This window comes from Streptomyces sp. NL15-2K (assembly GCF_030551255.1).
Classification (GTDB): domain Bacteria; phylum Actinomycetota; class Actinomycetes; order Streptomycetales; family Streptomycetaceae; genus Streptomyces.
This window is the reverse complement of sequence record NZ_CP130630.1, coordinates 10,762,574-10,776,995: the sequence shown is the minus strand read 5'-3', so window position 1 is coordinate 10,776,995 and position 14,422 is coordinate 10,762,574. Positions and strand designations below refer to the sequence as shown.

Genomic DNA, 14,422 nt, shown 5'->3' with positions numbered 1-14,422 from the left:
AGATTCCTAAGCCGGACCGAAGTTGACGTTTCCTTTGCAGACGCGGGGCCCCGCCGGAGCAGTTCCGGCGGGGCCCTGGGAAGCGGGGTGGGCCGTTTCGCCCGGGTCCGGGTGGACTACTTGCCCGTGAACTTCTCGTACTCCTTGAGGACCTCGTCCGTCGGACCGTCCATGCGCAGCTCACCGCGCTCCAGCCACAGCACACGGTTGCAGGTGTCACGGATCGACTTGTTGTTGTGACTGACCAGAAACACGGTGCCGGCCTCCTTGCGCAGCTCGCGGATGCGCTCCTCGGAACGCTTCTGGAACTTGCGGTCACCGGTGGCCAGCGCCTCGTCGATCATGAGGACGTCGTGGTCCTTGGCGGCGGCGATGGAGAAACGCAGGCGGGCCGCCATGCCGGAGGAGTACGTCCGCATCGGCAGCGTGATGAAGTCGCCCTTCTCGTTGATGCCGGAGAAGTCGACGATGTCCTGGTAGCGCTCCTTGATCTGCTCCCGGGACATGCCCATGGCCAGCCCGCCCAATATGACGTTCCGCTCGCCCGTGAGGTCGTTCATGAGGGCCGCGTTGACGCCGAGCAGGGACGGCTGGCCGTCGGTGTAGACCTTGCCGCTCTCGGCCGGGAGCAGGCCGGCGATGGCGCGCAGCAGGGTCGACTTTCCGGAGCCGTTGGAGCCGATCAGGCCGACGGCCTCGCCGCGGTAGGCGACGAAGGAGACGCCGCGGACGGCGTGCACCTTCCGTACACCGCGTTCCTCGCCGCGCTTGAGGATGCGGCTGAGTGCGGCGGTCGCGCTGCCCTTGCCGGTCTTGGCGCCGTTGACCCGGTAGACGATGTGCAGGTCGTCCGCGATGACGGTGGGGATGCGCTCGTCGGTCTTGTGCTCAGCCACGGCCGTACCTCTCCTCCGCCTTCCAGAAGTACACGAAACCACCGAGCGCCAGCAGCAGCGCCCAGCCGCCCGCGGCCGCCCAGACGTGCTCGGGCAGGTACTCCGAGCCGTAGTCCTCGATGAGGGCGAAACGCATCAGGTCCATGTAGATCGCGGCGGGGTTCCACTGCAGGATGTTCGCGATCCAGTCCGGCTTGTCGGCCAGGAAGATCGGGATGGAGAACATCACGCCGGAGGCATACATCCACGTACGCATCACGAAGGGCATCAGCTGCGCCAGGTCCGGGGTCTTGGCGCCGGCCCGGGCCATGATCAGAGCGAGGCCGGTGTTGAAGCAGAACTGCAGGACGAGGGCTGGCACGATCAGCGCCCAGGACAGGTCCGGATAGCTCCCGAAGCCGACCACGATGGCGAACAGCACGATCATCGAGAACAACAGCTGCTGGAGCTGCTGCAACGCGAAGGAGACCGGCAGCGAGGCGCGCGGGAAGTGCAGCGCGCGCACCAGGCCGAGGTTGCCGGAGATCGCGCGCACGCCCGCCATCACCGAGCTCTGCGTGAACGTGAAGACGAACACGCCCGTGACGAGAAACGGGATGTACACCTCGCGGTCCATGCCCCGGTCGGCCTCCAGGAGCAGGCCGAAGATGAAGAAGTACACGGCCGCGTTCAGCAGTGGGGTGACCACCTGCCACAGCTGTCCGAGCTTGGCCTGGCTGTACTGGGCGGTCAGCTTCGCCCGAGAGAAGGCGAGGATGAAGTGGCGCCGGTCCCAGAGCTGACGGACGTACTCGACGAGGGAGGGGCGGGCGCCGCTCACGGTGAGCCCGTGCTTGGCGGCGAGCTGTGCCGCCGTGAGGCCCTCGTCGGGCGGCGCGGGCGCGCTCACCGCGACCCTGCCGTCGTGTGTTGTCTCACTCACTAGTGGAAACTTTCGTCTTCGAGATGCGCAGCCTGTGCGGGCATGGCATGAGCCCGGAACCTCGCGGCCCCGGTGCTCTCAGGAACGAGCTTGTCAGATGACAGGGGGCCGGCCCAGTCGGGTCAGCCGCCATACCGTACGCCACTTCATGGGCCGGCGCGGCCCGCACGGCGTGCTCCAGCCTTCCCGGAATCCGCCGAACCACGCCTTCAGGGCGGGCCGCGAGGGCCGGCGCACCAGGGTGAGCAGCAGCCATGCGCCGAGGTAGACCGGGATCAGGGGCAGGGGCAGGTTGCGGCGGGCGAGCCAGACGCGGTTGCGGGCGACCATGCGGTGGTAGACCGCGTGCCGCGAGGGTGCGGTCGTGGGGTGGTACAGCACCATGTCGGACCGGTAGTCGATCATCCAGCCCCCGTCGATGGCCCGCCAGGCCAGGTCGGTTTCCTCGTGGGCGTAGAAGAATTCGTCCGGAAGCCCGCCGACTTCGGCGAAGACCCGCGTACGGACGGCGTTGGCGCCGCCGAGGAAGGTGGTCACGCGGGAGGAGCGCATCGGGTCGGAGGCGCGCAGGCGCGGCACGTGCCGGCGCTGGGTGACGCCGGTGTCCGGGTCGGCGATGCGGAAGCTGATGATGCCGAGCGCCGGGTCGGCCTCGAAGGCCTGACGGCACAGTTCGGCGGTGTCGTGGTGCGCCAGGAGGCCGTCGTCGTCCAGGAAGAGCAGTACGTCGACGTCGCGGCCGCCGGGGCCGAAGGCCTCGATGCCGACATTGCGGCCGCCGGGGATGCCGAGGTTCTCGGGCAGTTCGATGGTCCGGACACCGTCGGGGACGTCCGGGACGGGCGAGCCGTTGCCGACCACGACCACCTCGACCTTCTCGCCGTCCTGCTTGGCGATGGAGTCGAGCAGGGCGCGCAGCTCGTCGGGGCGGTTGCCCATGGTGATGACGACCGCGCCGACCTTCAATGAGGAAGAAGCCTCCACGGCGGTCACCTCAGCCTGCTCGACGCGAGGATGGACACCAGGTGCAGCAGGGTCTGCAGGAGCGCGATGCCGGCCAGCACCGCGACGCCGAGCCGGGAGAAGAACAGGTCGTCCCGCATCTGGTCCAGGACCGCCAGGACCAGGATCAGCAGGGACGCCTCGATCCCGAGCACCAGGCGGTGGAACTTCAGTGCCGCGGCGGCCTTGCGGGCCAGCGCCATGCCGGACGAGCGGGGCTCGGACGCCGTCTCCTGGACCGGCGGCAGTCCGCCCTGGTGGCGGGCGACGCCGACGAGGTCGGTCTCGGCCTTGATCAGGATCGCGCCGAGGGCGGCCAGGGTGCCGAGGAAGGCCCAGAGCCAGTCGATCCGCCCGGTGCCCCACAGATCGGCGGCGCGCAGGCCGAAGCCGACGAGGACCGCGGCATCGGTCAGATAGGCGCCGACCCGGTCCAGATAGACCCCGCCGAGCGAGAACTGCTGCTTCCAGCGCGCGATCTCGCCGTCGACGCAGTCGAGCAGCAGATAGAGCTGGACCATCAGCACGCCGAGCACGGCGCCCGCGATCCCCGGCACCAGCAGGGCCGGGGCCGCGAGCACGCCGAAGACGGTCATCAGGTAGGTCAGCTGGTTGGGCGTGACCCGCGTGTTCACCAGGTACCGGTCCACCCGCAGCGAGATCTCCCGCATGTACAGGCGTCCCGCCCAGTGCTCACCGCTGCGCCGGTCCTTCACCCCTGCGGGGTGGACGACCGGTCGGAGTTCAGCTACCGATGGCCTTGACATAGTCGGCGTAGGTGTCCTTGATCTGGTCGGTGGTCAGGTCGAGGTGTTCGAGGATCGTGTAGCGGCCGGGCCGGGTCTCCGGAGCGAACTCCACGACCCTGACGAACTCGTCCGTCGTGAAGCCGATCTCCTCCGGCAGTACCGGCAGCCCGTGCCGACGCAGCACCTCGGCCATGTACGCCGACTCCTCATGGGCCCCGCGCAGGTACATCGCGAAGGCCGCGCCGAGACCGCACTGCTCGCCGTGGGCCGCGGCCCGCTTGGGGAACAGCAGATCGAAGGCGTGGTTGATCTCGTGGCACGCCCCGGAGGACGGCCGTGAGTCGCCCGACACCGACATGGCGATACCACTGAGGACGAGTGCCTCGGCCAGCACCTGGAGGAAGCCGGTGTCCCCGATGCCGCCCGGGTGTCTGAGCACCGCCTCGCCCGCCTGCCGGGCGATCGCGGCGGCGAGGCCGTCGATCTTCTCGCCCTTCACCCGGTTGGCGAGCTCCCAGTCCGCGATCGCGGAGATGTTGGAGACGGCGTCGCCGATGCCGGCCCGTACGAACCGCACCGGGGCGTCGCGGATGACGTCCAGGTCGATGACGACCGCGATCGGGTTCGGTACGCCGTACGAGCCGCGGCCGGCGTCGTTGTCGAGGGTCGCGACCGGTGAGCACAGGCCGTCGTGCGCGAGGTTCGTGGGTACGGCGACCAGCGGGAGGCCGACGCGTGCCGCCGCGAACTTGGCACAGTCGATGATCTTGCCGCCGCCCAGGCCGACGACCGCGTCGTAGTGGCCGGCCTTTATGTCGCTCGCCAGCCGGACCGCGTCGTCGAGGGTGCCGCCGCCGACCTCGTACCAGGTCGCGCCGGGCAGCGAAGGGGCGATGCGCTCGCGGAGTCTGGCGCCGGAGCCGCCGCTGACGGCGACGGCGAGCTTGCCGGAGTGCGAGATGCGCTCGTCGGCGAGCACACAGCCCAGGTCGTCGAGGGCACCCGGGCGGATGTCCACGACGACCGGCGAAGGAATCAGCCTCGTCAGTACTGGCACGCGATCTCCCGTCCACGGGCGAGATCGTCATGGTTGTCGATCTCCACCCACTTGACGTCGCCGATCGGCGCGACGTCGATACGGAAGCCGCGGTTGACCAGTTCCTGGTAGCCGTGCTCGTAGAACTGCTGCGGGTCGGTCTCCCACACGGTCCTCAGCGCGTCGGCCAGCTCCGGGGCGGCGTCGCCCTCGATGAGCGTGACACCGATGTACTCGCCGGTCGCCTCGGCCGGGTCCATGAGTTTGGTGATCTTCGTCATGCCCTTGCCGGGGTCGACGACGACCTTCATCTCCTCGTCGGCCAGCGACTTCACGGTGTCCAGAGCGAGGATGATCTTCTTGCCGTCGCCGCGGGCGGCGAGCAGCGTCTTCTCGACGGAGACCGGGTGCACGGTGTCGCCGTTGGCGAGGATCACGCCGCCCTTGAGGGCGTCGCGGCCGCACCACAGGGAGTAGGCGTTGTTCCACTCCTCGGCCTTGTCGTTGTCGATGAGGGTGAGCTTGAGGCCGTATTTCGCCTCCAGGGCCGCCTTGCGCTCGTACACGGCCTCCTTGCGGTAGCCGACGATGATCGCGACCTCGGTCAGGCCGATCTCGGCGAAGTTGCCGAGGGTCAGGTCCAGAACCGTGGGTTCGCCCTCTATGCCCGCGGGCCCCACCGGCACCAGCGCCTTGGGCAGGCTGTCGGTGTAGGGGCGCAGACGCCGTCCGGCGCCGGCCGCCAGCACGAGGCCGATCATGCGGGTTCTCCTTCGTCGTGTACGGCGGGGGCCCCGGAGGACACCCAGAAGCGGATGCTCTCGAGGAGCACCACCACAGCCACAGCCACGGCGAGGACCGTGAGCGCGACCTTGAACTGCGAGGCGGACAGCGCCGCGGCCAGGACGGTGACGAGCAGCGTCCGCCCTTCGTGCCCCCCGACGGCGCGCACCAGCCAGGCCGGGGGCGCTCCGGCGTTGCCGCGGATGCGGTACACCGTGTCGTAGTGATGGTAGGCGACCGCCCCCACCAGCCCGAAAGCCGCAGGAAGGGCTCCGTTCACGTCCGCTTGGGCTGCGAGTACCAGGACGGTGCCGTACTCGGCGGCCCGGAGGAGCGGGGGGACGAGCCAGTCGAGGGTGCCCTTCAGAGGACGGTACAGCGCCTGACCGGCGGTGATCGTGTAAACGACCGCGCCGACGACGGGTGCCCAAGTGACCCCGGAGAAGAGGGACACGGCAAGGACGGCCGTCCCGGCCAGCGCCACCAGCAGCGGGGCGCCGATGCGGGCGCGTGTGACACGCCCCACGAGTGAGGCGAGCGGCCCGCTGTCCGCCAGGTCCGCCAGCGCCTGCGCCGCCCGGTCGGTCCGCTGTGCCTTACGGGTCAGCGACCTCAGCACGCGCCCCGCCGTGGTGTACGTCGCCGCGAACGCGCATCCGATGAGCAGCGCGTAGAAGGTGATACGAGGAGTGGTCGCCGCCGTCAGGACGGCGATCATCGCCCAGCGCTCGCCGATCGGCAGCACGATCATGCGGCGCACCCACACCGTCCAGCCGACGCTGTCGAGCTTGTCCGAAAGGGCCGCCGTGGGACTGGTGTTGGCGGTGGCGTCGTGGTTGGCCTCGTTGAAGGAGAAGTCCACGACGTGCCGGCAGGTCTGCAGGACCATCGCGCCCAGGGCGAGCGCCCAGACGTCGTCGCCGCCGCGTGCGGCTCCCAGGGCGAGGCCGGCGTAGTAGGCGTACTCCTTGGCCCGGTCGAAGGTGGCGTCCAGCCAGGCGCCGAGCGTGGAGTACTGCAGGGAGTAACGGGCGAGTTGTCCGTCGGTGCAGTCCAGGACGAAGGACGCGAGCAGCAGGACGCCGGCCGCTATGAAGCCGCCGCGGGTGCCGGTGGCCGCGCAGCCCGCCGCGATCAGGGCGGTGAGGAGCGAGGCGGTGGTGACCTGGTTCGGGGTCAGGCCCCGGCGGGCGCACCAGCGGGCGAGGTAGCGCGAGTACGGGCTGATGCAGAAGGTGGTGAAGAAGCCGTCGCGGGACTTCACGGCCGACTTCAGGCGTACGGCCTCGTCGTCGACGGCGGCGACGGACTGCCGTGCCTCGTTGCGGGCCTGCGGGTCGGCGGGGACCTCGGCGACCAGGCTGCCGAGCTCGGGGCGGTGCACGTCGGCACCGTCGTCGTCGAGGGCGGTGACGATGCGGTCGGCGAGGCTGTCCACGGCGACGACCGTGCCGCCGCCGGCCGAGTTCTCGCGTGCCACCGCTCGGGTGAGGGCCTGGCGGCCGGCCGGTTGGGCGGTCACGGCGCCCGGCACCGCGGCGAGCGGGAAGCGGGGGTCGGTGAGGCCGAGGCGCAGCGCGTGGACGTGGCCCACGAAGCGGGCGTCGACCACGGCGACCCGCTGGTCACCGGGCGCCTGGGCGAGGATCGTCTCGGCGTCGGAGGCGTCGGTGGCGATCCGAACGTCGAAGCCGAGGGACCGCAGATCGCCCTCGATCGACGATCCGGGGACCGGCTGACCGGTGAGGATGGCGGTCGACAACCGAACTCACTCCCTGGGTGCCGACGCCCGGGCGTCGGTCATGTACATGGTGGGGGCGCCCTCCTCAGGTGTGGCTCGGCTACACCAGGCGGGCGGCATGTCGGCAGAGGCTATCGGATCCCCGGAGGGCCGCGTTCACCGCCCGTTCACGGGCCGATCAACACCGTCTCCCCCGGCCTTTGCCGCGATCATCATCAGGGATCCGGGGCCCCGCCCACAAACCGCGCGCCCACACACCGGGCATCCGGGACATTCCGCTGAACGCGGCGGGCTCGGCATAGGGTGGGCGACCATGACATGGCTGATCACCGGCGGTGCCGGATACATCGGGGCCCATGTGGCGCGGGCCATGACCGACGCAGGGGAGCGCGTCCTCGCGCTGGACGACCTCTCGGCCGGAATCCCCGAGCGGCTCCCGGCCGAGGTCCCGCTCGTCGAGGGATCGACGACGGACGCCGACCTGCTGAAACGACTGCTGGCCGAACACGCGGTGACGGGGGTGCTGCACCTGGCCGCGCGCAAGCAGGTCGCCGAGTCCGTGGCCCAGCCGGCGCGGTACTACCGGGAGAACCTGGGCGGTCTCGCCACACTGCTGGAGGCGGTCGCCGAGGCCGGGGTCGAGCGCTTCGTCTTCTCCTCGTCGGCGGCCGTCTACGGCGACCCCGGTGCGGATCCGATCACGGAGGACACCCCGTGCGCTCCCGTGAACCCGTACGGCGAGACCAAACTCGCCGGGGAGTGGCTGGTGCGGGCGGCGGGCCGGGCGCACGGCATCTCGACGGTGTGCCTGCGCTACTTCAACGTCGCCGGAGCCGCCGCGCCGGAACTGGCGGACACGGGGGTCTTCAACATCGTCCCCATGGTCTTCGACCGGCTGACCCGCGACGAGCCCCCGCGGATCTTCGGCGACGACCATCCGACGCCGGACGGCACCTGCGTCCGCGACTACATCCATGTCGCCGACCTGGCCGAGGCGCACCTGGCCGCCGCCCGGCGGCTCGGTGACCTCGCAGGCGACCTGACGGTCAACATCGGCCGCGGCGAGGGCGTCTCGGTGCGCGAACTGATCACGGTGATCGGCGAGGTCACCGGCGACCGACGCCCGCCCCTCGTCGAGCCCCGGCGCCCCGGCGACGCGCCGCGTGCGGTCGCCTCGGCCGCCCGAGCAGCCGAGGAGCTCGGCTGGACGGCCCGGCGCGGGGTGCGCGACATGGTCGAGTCGGCGTGGCAGGGCTGGTTGCTGCACCACGACGGATGATCAGTGGATGAGCACTGGACGCTCTGACCTGCGGATCGTTTCTGCAGGTCAGGGCACATGACAACGGTGTTCAGTCCCGCGTTGCCCCATACCCCCGACCCGTAGTTCACTGAGCTCCCGAGGGAACACAGGAGGACGCTTTCATGGGGGCTGGGCACGATCACGGACACGCGCACGGGCATACGCACGGCGCACCGGCCGGCGGTACGGCGACGGCGGCGTACCGCGGCAGGCTGCGGGTCGCGCTGTCGATCACGCTCACCGTCATGGTGGTCGAACTCGTCGGCGGTGTGGTCGCCGACTCGCTCGCACTGGTCGCCGACGCGGCGCACATGGCGACGGATGCGCTGGGCCTGGGCATGGCCCTGCTCGCGATCCACTTCGCGAGCCGTCCGCCGAGCGACCGGCGCACCTTCGGCTACGCCCGTGCCGAGATCCTCGCCGCCCTCGCCAACTGCCTGCTGCTACTCGGGGTCGGCAGCTACGTCCTGTACGAGGCGATCCAGCGGTTCGTCACGCCCGCCGACACCGAGGGCGGCCTGACCGTCGTGTTCGGTCTCATCGGTCTGGTGGCGAACATGATCTCGCTGACGCTGCTGATGCGCGGCCAGAAGGACAGCCTGAACGTGCGCGGCGCGTTCCTGGAGGTGGCCGCGGACGCGCTGGGCTCGGTCGCGGTGCTGATCTCGGCGGCGGTGATCCTGACCACCGGCTGGCAGGCCGCCGACCCGATCGCCTCGCTCGTCATCGCCCTGATGATCGTGCCCCGCACGTGGAAGCTGCTGCGCGAGACGCTCGACGTACTGCTGGAAGCGGCCCCCAAGGACGTCGACATCGCGGAGGTGCGCGCCCACATACTCGCCCTGGACGGCGTCGAGGACGTCCACGACCTGCACGCCTGGACGATCACCTCCGGCATGCCGGTGCTGTCCGCGCACGTGGTCGTCCACTCCGGCGTCCTCAGCGCGATCGGCCACGAGAAGATGCTGCACGAGCTCCAGGGCTGTCTCGGCGACCACTTCGACGTGGAGCACTGCACTTTCCAGCTGGAGCCGAGCGGACACGCGGAGCATGAGGCCCGGCTGTGCCACTGACGTACAAGGCCCGCCGCTGACCGACACCCGTACGGCCGCCGCGGCCGCCGGGACATGCGGATGTGACGGAATGCAGCGCTCCGGCGCACCTGTTGCGTCCTCATGCTCACAGCCCCGCCCGGGACGGTTCCGCGCCCGCCGCGCCGGGCACGATCAACTGCCGGGAGTGCCGTATTTGTGCGGCACACTTGGGGCGCGAAGACCGATGTGAAGGATGGGTATGCCGATCACACCTGCCACCGCGACGCACAGTCCGTCGAACGGCACCGCAGACGCGATCTTGCTGGAACTGGTCGACGAGAACGGTGTGACGATCGGCACCGCGGAGAAGCTCGCCGCACATCAGCCGCCGGGGCAGCTGCATCGCGCCTTCTCCGTGTTCCTCTTCGACGAACACGGCCGGCTGCTGCTCCAGCAGCGGGCGCCGGGCAAGTACCACTCCCCCGGTGTGTGGTCCAACACCTGCTGCGGCCACCCCTACCCCGGTGAGGCGCCCTTCGCGGCAGCCGCCCGGCGGACGTACGAGGAGCTCGGCGTCTCCCCGTCGCTGCTCGCCGAGGCGGGCACGGTCCGCTACAACCACCCGGACCCGGAGTCGGGCCTGGTCGAGCAGGAGTACAACCACCTTTTCGTGGGGCTCGTGCAGGCGCCGCTCCGGCCGGACCCGGAGGAGGTCGGCGCGACGGCCTTCGTGACCGCCGCCGAACTGGCGGAACGGCACGCGAAGGACACCTTCTCCTCCTGGTTCATGACCGTCCTGGACGCGGCCCGTCCCGCGGTCAGGGAGCTGACGGGCGAGTCCGCGGGCTGGTGACGAGCGTTGGGCCCTTCTGATGGATCTCCGTGGGAGAAGGAGCGGCGTTCGGTGCGTGCTCTCGGCGTGCCGGGCGGAAGCCCTCGATGGGGGTCCCCCCGCGCGAGCGAAGCCGAGCGTGGGGGAGGAGCTACTAGGGCTTTTGTCCGGTGCGGCGAGTGGGGGTACCTCCCACGCCTTTAAGGCAGTGGGGGAGCGTGCCGGGCGCCGCGACGCCGCGGAGATCCATCAGAAGGGCCCTAGTAGTGCTTCGTTAGGTTGTGGGCTGTCTGCGGCTGCTCCGGGGGCTGGGCAGGGGGCGTCCGCAGGTGGTGCAGGTACCGGTCCAGCACCTCAGCAGGTCCTGAAGAACGTCGAGGACCTGGTAGAGGGTCAGGCCGGTATGTGGACTTTTGGGTCGAGCCGCCTGAGGGTGAGGAATGCCTGGGCGGCGGTGACGAGGGTGACGTGGTGGTGCCAGCCGCGCCAGGTGCGGCCCTCGAAGTGGTCCAGTCCCAGGCCATGCTTGAGCTCGCGGTAGTCATGTTCGATCCGCCAGCGCATCTTGGCCCACCGCACCAGGTCAGCGACGGGTGTGGTGGCGGGCAGGTTCGATATCCAGTAGTCCGTCGGGGCGTCCTGGCCCTCCGGCCATTCGACGAGGAGTGTCTGGACGGGCAGGACGCCGTCCCACCGGTTGCGGCCGCCGCCCGCCTCCTGAGCTGCGGCCAGGGACTGCTTGCCCGCGGGCCGCACTGTCAGCACCGCGAACCGTGAGGTCATCGCGCCCTTGCTGCCCTGCCTCCAGGTCACCTCGGTGAACCGCTCCGCACCCGCCTGCGCTGCGAGGACGCAGACGGCTCGCGGTGGGGTGCGGTAGCGGGGAAGGGGGGGCGGCCCGAGCCCGCCATAAGCGGGCTGGTGCGGCTCGGCATCCTCCGGGTGGGCGACTTCCTTCCCGTTCAGGGCCAGGACATAGGACAGCCCTCGCTCCTGGAGACCGAGCCGGAAGGGGGTGCTGACGCCGTAGCCGGCGTCGGCGACCACGACCGGTGCCTTCAACTGCCACTCGGCGAGTGTGTCCAGCAGGCCGAGCGCGAGACGCCACTTCTCCCGGTGCACCACGTGATCGGGGATGCCTGCCCTGCGGCATCGGTCCGGCTCGTCCGTCCACTCACGCGGCAGATATAACTGCCACTCCAACGGACACGAGGCGGTGTCGGTGGCGGCATGGACACTGACCGCGACCTGGCAGTTCGCCCGTTTGCCGACCGCTCCGCAGTACTGGCGGGCCACCCCGACCGACGCCTTGCCGCACTTGGGGAACGACACGTCGTCGATCACCCACACCTCAGGTGTGATCACCTCGGACAGCCGCTCGGCGATCCGCTGTCTGACCGGCAGCGGATCCCACGGCGACTGGTTCACGAACTGCTGCAGGGCCTGCATGTTCCCGTCCGGCAGACGCTCGGCCATCGGCTGGATCGACTTGCGCCGGCCGTCCAGCATCAGGCCCCGGACATAACACTCGCCCCACCGCCGCTGATCCCGCCGCGGCAACGACCCGAACACATCAGCAACGAACTCCGCCAACTCGCCCCGGAGCCGGTCCACTTCCCCCAACCTCACTCCGGAAAGCTACCCACGATCAGCCGAGATCACTCAACGTAACGAAGCACTACTAGGGGACCTGCGCGGGTTTGAGCGGCAGGGCGGCCCAGATCACCTTGCCGCCGCTCGCGGTGTGTGCGACGTCGCACACACCGCCCGCCTCCCGGGTGATCTCGGTGACCAGGAGCAGTCCGCGGCCTCCGGTCCGGCCGTGGTCGGCCTCCAGGGCGGTCGGGCGGTAGGGATGGTCGTCCTCCACGGACACCCGCACCCACTCGGCGCCGACGGCGACCTCCACGGCGAGCATCGGCGAAAGCAGCGCCGCGTGCCTCACCGCGTTCGTGACCAGCTCCGAGACGATCAGCAGCAGGCCCTGGACCAGGTCGTCCGAGACCGGCACGCCCTGGCGGTACAGCAGGTCCCGTACGGCGTGTCGCGCCTGCGGGACGGAGGCGTCGACGGCGGGGGCGGTGAACCGCCACACGCCCTCGTACGGCAGCGGATCCGGCGGCCCCGCGTCGAGGGGCTCGCCGCCCGCTGGGCGTGGGTCCGGCCCGCGCCCCTGGTTCTCCATCGTCCGGTCGCCACCCTTGCGCTCGATTGTCACCACACGTCGAGTGTTGGCAACCGGCGGCTCCACCCCGGAGTCCTGAACACAAGTCAGCCGGTATCGAGCACTTCTGACCGTTGGCGTATGACAGAGTCAGTTGTGGGACCGCTCCTGTCCCGCTCGCACCGACTTCCCGAACTAGTCGGGTTGTACGGGTTTGCCGGCCGGGTTGGCATCCAGGTCGGTGGGGGTGGATACCATCCGCCGCATGGAGCCGCAGCTGCCGCACAGCGTCACCGACTCGGTCGCGACCGTCGTCGTCCACCATCCGGCCAAGCGCAACGCCATGACGGCCGCGATGTGGCGGGCGTTGCCGCCGCTGCTCGACACGCTGGCGGCCGACCCGGGCGTACGGGCGCTGGTGCTGACGGGCGAGGGCGGCACATTCTGCGCGGGGGCCGACATCTCCACGCTCCGGGGGTCGCCGGAGGAGGCGCAGAGGCTCGCCGTGCGCGCCGAGGATGCCCTCGCGGCCTTCCCGAAGCCGACGCTGGCGGCGATCCGCGGTCACTGTGTGGGCGGCGGGGCGCAGCTCGCGGCGGCCTGCGATCTGCGGTTCGCCGAGGAGGGCGCGCTGTTCGGGGTGACGCCGGCCAAGCTGGGCGTGGTGTATCCGGCGTCCGCCACCCGGCGGTTGGTGGCGCTGGTGGGTCCGGCGAGTGCCAAGTACCTGCTGTTCTCGGGAGAGTTGATCGACGCCGGGCGAGCGCTGCGCACCGGCCTGGTGGACGAGGTGCTGCCCGCCGGCGAACTCGGCAAGCGGGTCGCGGAGTTCACGCGGGTCCTGGTGTCCCGTTCGCAGCTGACGCAGGCCGCCGCGAAGGAGTTCGCGAACGGGCACACCGACCGGGACGCGTACTGGTCCGCGCAGGCACGCGGCAGCGGCGACACCGCGGAGGGCGTCGCCGCGTTCCTGGAGCGCAGGCAGCCGCGCTTCACCTGGAGCGTGCCTACGTCAGGATGAAGCGGCTGCGGGCCCGCAGCCGGTCGACGAGGTGCGCGGGCGCCTTCTCGGGCGAACCGGCGTCGTAGGGCGGCTGCGGGTCGTACTCGGTCACCAGCTGTACGGCCTGGGCATGTTCGTCGCCCGCGATCCTGCCGAGCAGCGTCAGGCCCATGTCGATGCCGGAGGAGACGCCGGCCGCGGTGACGTACTTGCCGTCGGTCACCACCCGCTCCCCCGTGGGCTCGACGCCGAACCGCTTCAGGAAGTCCAGGGCCAGCCAGTGCGAGGTCGCCCGGCGGCCCTCGAGAAGTCCGGCGGCGGCCAGCAGCAGGGAGCCGGTGCACACCGAGGTCGTCCAGGTGCTGGTGGCGTCGGCGGTGCGCAGCCAGTCCAGGAGGGTGTCGTTCTCCATCTGCGGGGTCTGGCCGGGGCCGCCCGGGACGACCACGATGTCCGGGCGGGGCACCTCGGCGAGCGTCTTGTCGGCGGTGAGGGCCAGGTTCCCGGCCTCGTTGCGGACGGGGCCGGTCCGCTCGGCGACGAAGACGGTCTCGGCGTCCGGCAGGCGGCCGAGGGTCTCGTACGGGCCGACGGCGTCCAGGGCGGTGAAGTGGTCGGAGAGGACGATGGCGATCTGCATGGGGGGGCCTTTCGGTGGGCGGGGCGGAGGTCAGGGGGCGGGTGGCGGGCGTCGGCGGACGCGGGGCGGAGGTCAGCGAGCGGGCGCCGGGCGTCAGCGGGCGCGTGGCGGGCGTCGGCGGGCGGGTGGCGGGTGCGTGCGGGCGTCAGCAGGCGGGCGCCGGGCGCCGGCGGGCGCGTGAGGGGCGCGTGGGGGGGGCGCGGGGCGGAGGGCAGTGGGCGGGTGCCGGGCGTCAGCGGGCGGGGGGCGGGTGCGTGGCGGGCGTCAGCAGGCTGGTGCCGGGCGCCGGCGGGCGGGGGGGCGGGTGCGTGGCGGGCGTC

The 14,422-nt window shown here is 70.8% G+C and carries 14 protein-coding genes; 4 read left to right on the top strand and 10 right to left on the bottom strand.

Features of this window, described 5'->3' with window-relative positions; all coding sequences use genetic code 11:
• Positions 1 to 116: 116 nt before the first annotated feature.
• From Q4V64_RS47100 to Q4V64_RS47070, 7 genes are all read right to left on the bottom strand, one after another.
• Complete coding sequence (locus Q4V64_RS47100; RefSeq protein WP_124437577.1) at positions 117 to 896, bottom strand: ABC transporter ATP-binding protein; 780 nt, start codon at positions 894 to 896, stop codon at positions 117 to 119.
• Positions 889 to 1,818, bottom strand: coding sequence for an ABC transporter permease (locus Q4V64_RS47095; RefSeq protein WP_124437578.1), 930 nt, complete (start codon positions 1,816 to 1,818; stop codon positions 889 to 891). The genes Q4V64_RS47100 and Q4V64_RS47095 overlap by 8 nt, the downstream gene beginning before the upstream one ends.
• Before the next feature lie 93 nt (positions 1,819 to 1,911).
• The gene (locus Q4V64_RS47090; protein ID WP_303714629.1) at positions 1,912 to 2,802 is read right to left on the bottom strand and encodes a glycosyltransferase; all 891 of its coding nucleotides are present in this window, start codon (positions 2,800 to 2,802) and stop codon (positions 1,912 to 1,914) included.
• Positions 2,803 to 2,807: 5 nt separating this feature from the next.
• Complete coding sequence (locus Q4V64_RS47085; protein ID WP_124437579.1) at positions 2,808 to 3,587, bottom strand: CDP-alcohol phosphatidyltransferase family protein; 780 nt, start codon at positions 3,585 to 3,587, stop codon at positions 2,808 to 2,810.
• On the bottom strand, positions 3,565 to 4,626 hold the full coding sequence (locus Q4V64_RS47080; RefSeq protein WP_124437580.1) for an iron-containing alcohol dehydrogenase family protein: 1,062 nt from the start codon (positions 4,624 to 4,626) through the stop codon (positions 3,565 to 3,567). The genes Q4V64_RS47085 and Q4V64_RS47080 overlap by 23 nt, the downstream gene beginning before the upstream one ends.
• Positions 4,614 to 5,366 carry a phosphocholine cytidylyltransferase family protein gene (locus tag Q4V64_RS47075; protein WP_124437581.1) on the bottom strand — a complete coding sequence of 251 codons (753 nt, stop codon included), beginning with the start codon at positions 5,364 to 5,366 and terminating at the stop codon, positions 4,614 to 4,616. The genes Q4V64_RS47080 and Q4V64_RS47075 overlap by 13 nt, the downstream gene beginning before the upstream one ends.
• Positions 5,363 to 7,150, bottom strand: coding sequence for a DUF5941 domain-containing protein (locus Q4V64_RS47070; RefSeq protein ID WP_124437582.1), 1,788 nt, complete (start codon positions 7,148 to 7,150; stop codon positions 5,363 to 5,365). Before Q4V64_RS47070 ends, Q4V64_RS47075 begins: the two co-directional genes overlap by 4 nt.
• 292 nt (positions 7,151 to 7,442) lie before the next feature.
• Between Q4V64_RS47070 and galE the strand changes: the two genes are divergently transcribed.
• The 3 genes from galE to idi all read left to right on the top strand — a co-directional run bounded on the left by galE (position 7,443) and on the right by idi (position 10,316).
• Entirely contained in the window at positions 7,443 to 8,408 is a 966-nt protein-coding gene (gene galE / locus Q4V64_RS47065; protein WP_124437583.1) for a UDP-glucose 4-epimerase GalE, read from the top strand.
• A gap of 143 nt (positions 8,409 to 8,551) precedes the next feature.
• Positions 8,552 to 9,502: a cation diffusion facilitator family transporter gene (locus Q4V64_RS47060; protein ID WP_124437584.1), complete on the top strand. Its 951-nt coding sequence runs from the start codon at positions 8,552 to 8,554 to the stop codon at positions 9,500 to 9,502.
• 220 nt (positions 9,503 to 9,722) lie between these two features.
• Positions 9,723 to 10,316: an isopentenyl-diphosphate Delta-isomerase gene (gene idi, locus Q4V64_RS47055; RefSeq protein WP_124437585.1), complete on the top strand. Its 594-nt coding sequence runs from the start codon at positions 9,723 to 9,725 to the stop codon at positions 10,314 to 10,316.
• A gap of 372 nt (positions 10,317 to 10,688) precedes the next feature.
• Here idi and Q4V64_RS47050 read toward each other — a convergent pair whose 3' ends face one another.
• Positions 10,689 to 11,924 carry an IS701 family transposase gene (locus Q4V64_RS47050; protein ID WP_303709834.1) on the bottom strand — a complete coding sequence of 412 codons (1,236 nt, stop codon included), beginning with the start codon at positions 11,922 to 11,924 and terminating at the stop codon, positions 10,689 to 10,691.
• Between the two features lie 52 nt (positions 11,925 to 11,976).
• Positions 11,977 to 12,480, bottom strand: a complete 504-nt coding sequence (locus Q4V64_RS47045; RefSeq protein WP_348540851.1) for an ATP-binding protein — start codon at positions 12,478 to 12,480, stop codon at positions 11,977 to 11,979.
• Between the two features lie 244 nt (positions 12,481 to 12,724).
• Here Q4V64_RS47045 and Q4V64_RS47040 point away from each other — a divergent pair, with 244 nt between their 5' ends.
• A complete protein-coding gene (locus tag Q4V64_RS47040; protein ID WP_172629009.1) occupies positions 12,725 to 13,480 on the top strand; it encodes an enoyl-CoA hydratase/isomerase family protein in 756 nt (251 codons plus the stop codon).
• Here Q4V64_RS47040 and Q4V64_RS47035 read toward each other — a convergent pair.
• Positions 13,467 to 14,102 (bottom strand): DJ-1/PfpI family protein, encoded by a 636-nt coding sequence (locus tag Q4V64_RS47035; protein ID WP_303714619.1) that lies wholly within the window; start codon positions 14,100 to 14,102, stop codon positions 13,467 to 13,469. The two genes, Q4V64_RS47040 and Q4V64_RS47035, sit on opposite strands and share 14 nt — an antisense overlap.
• Positions 14,103 to 14,422: the final 320 nt, after the last annotated feature.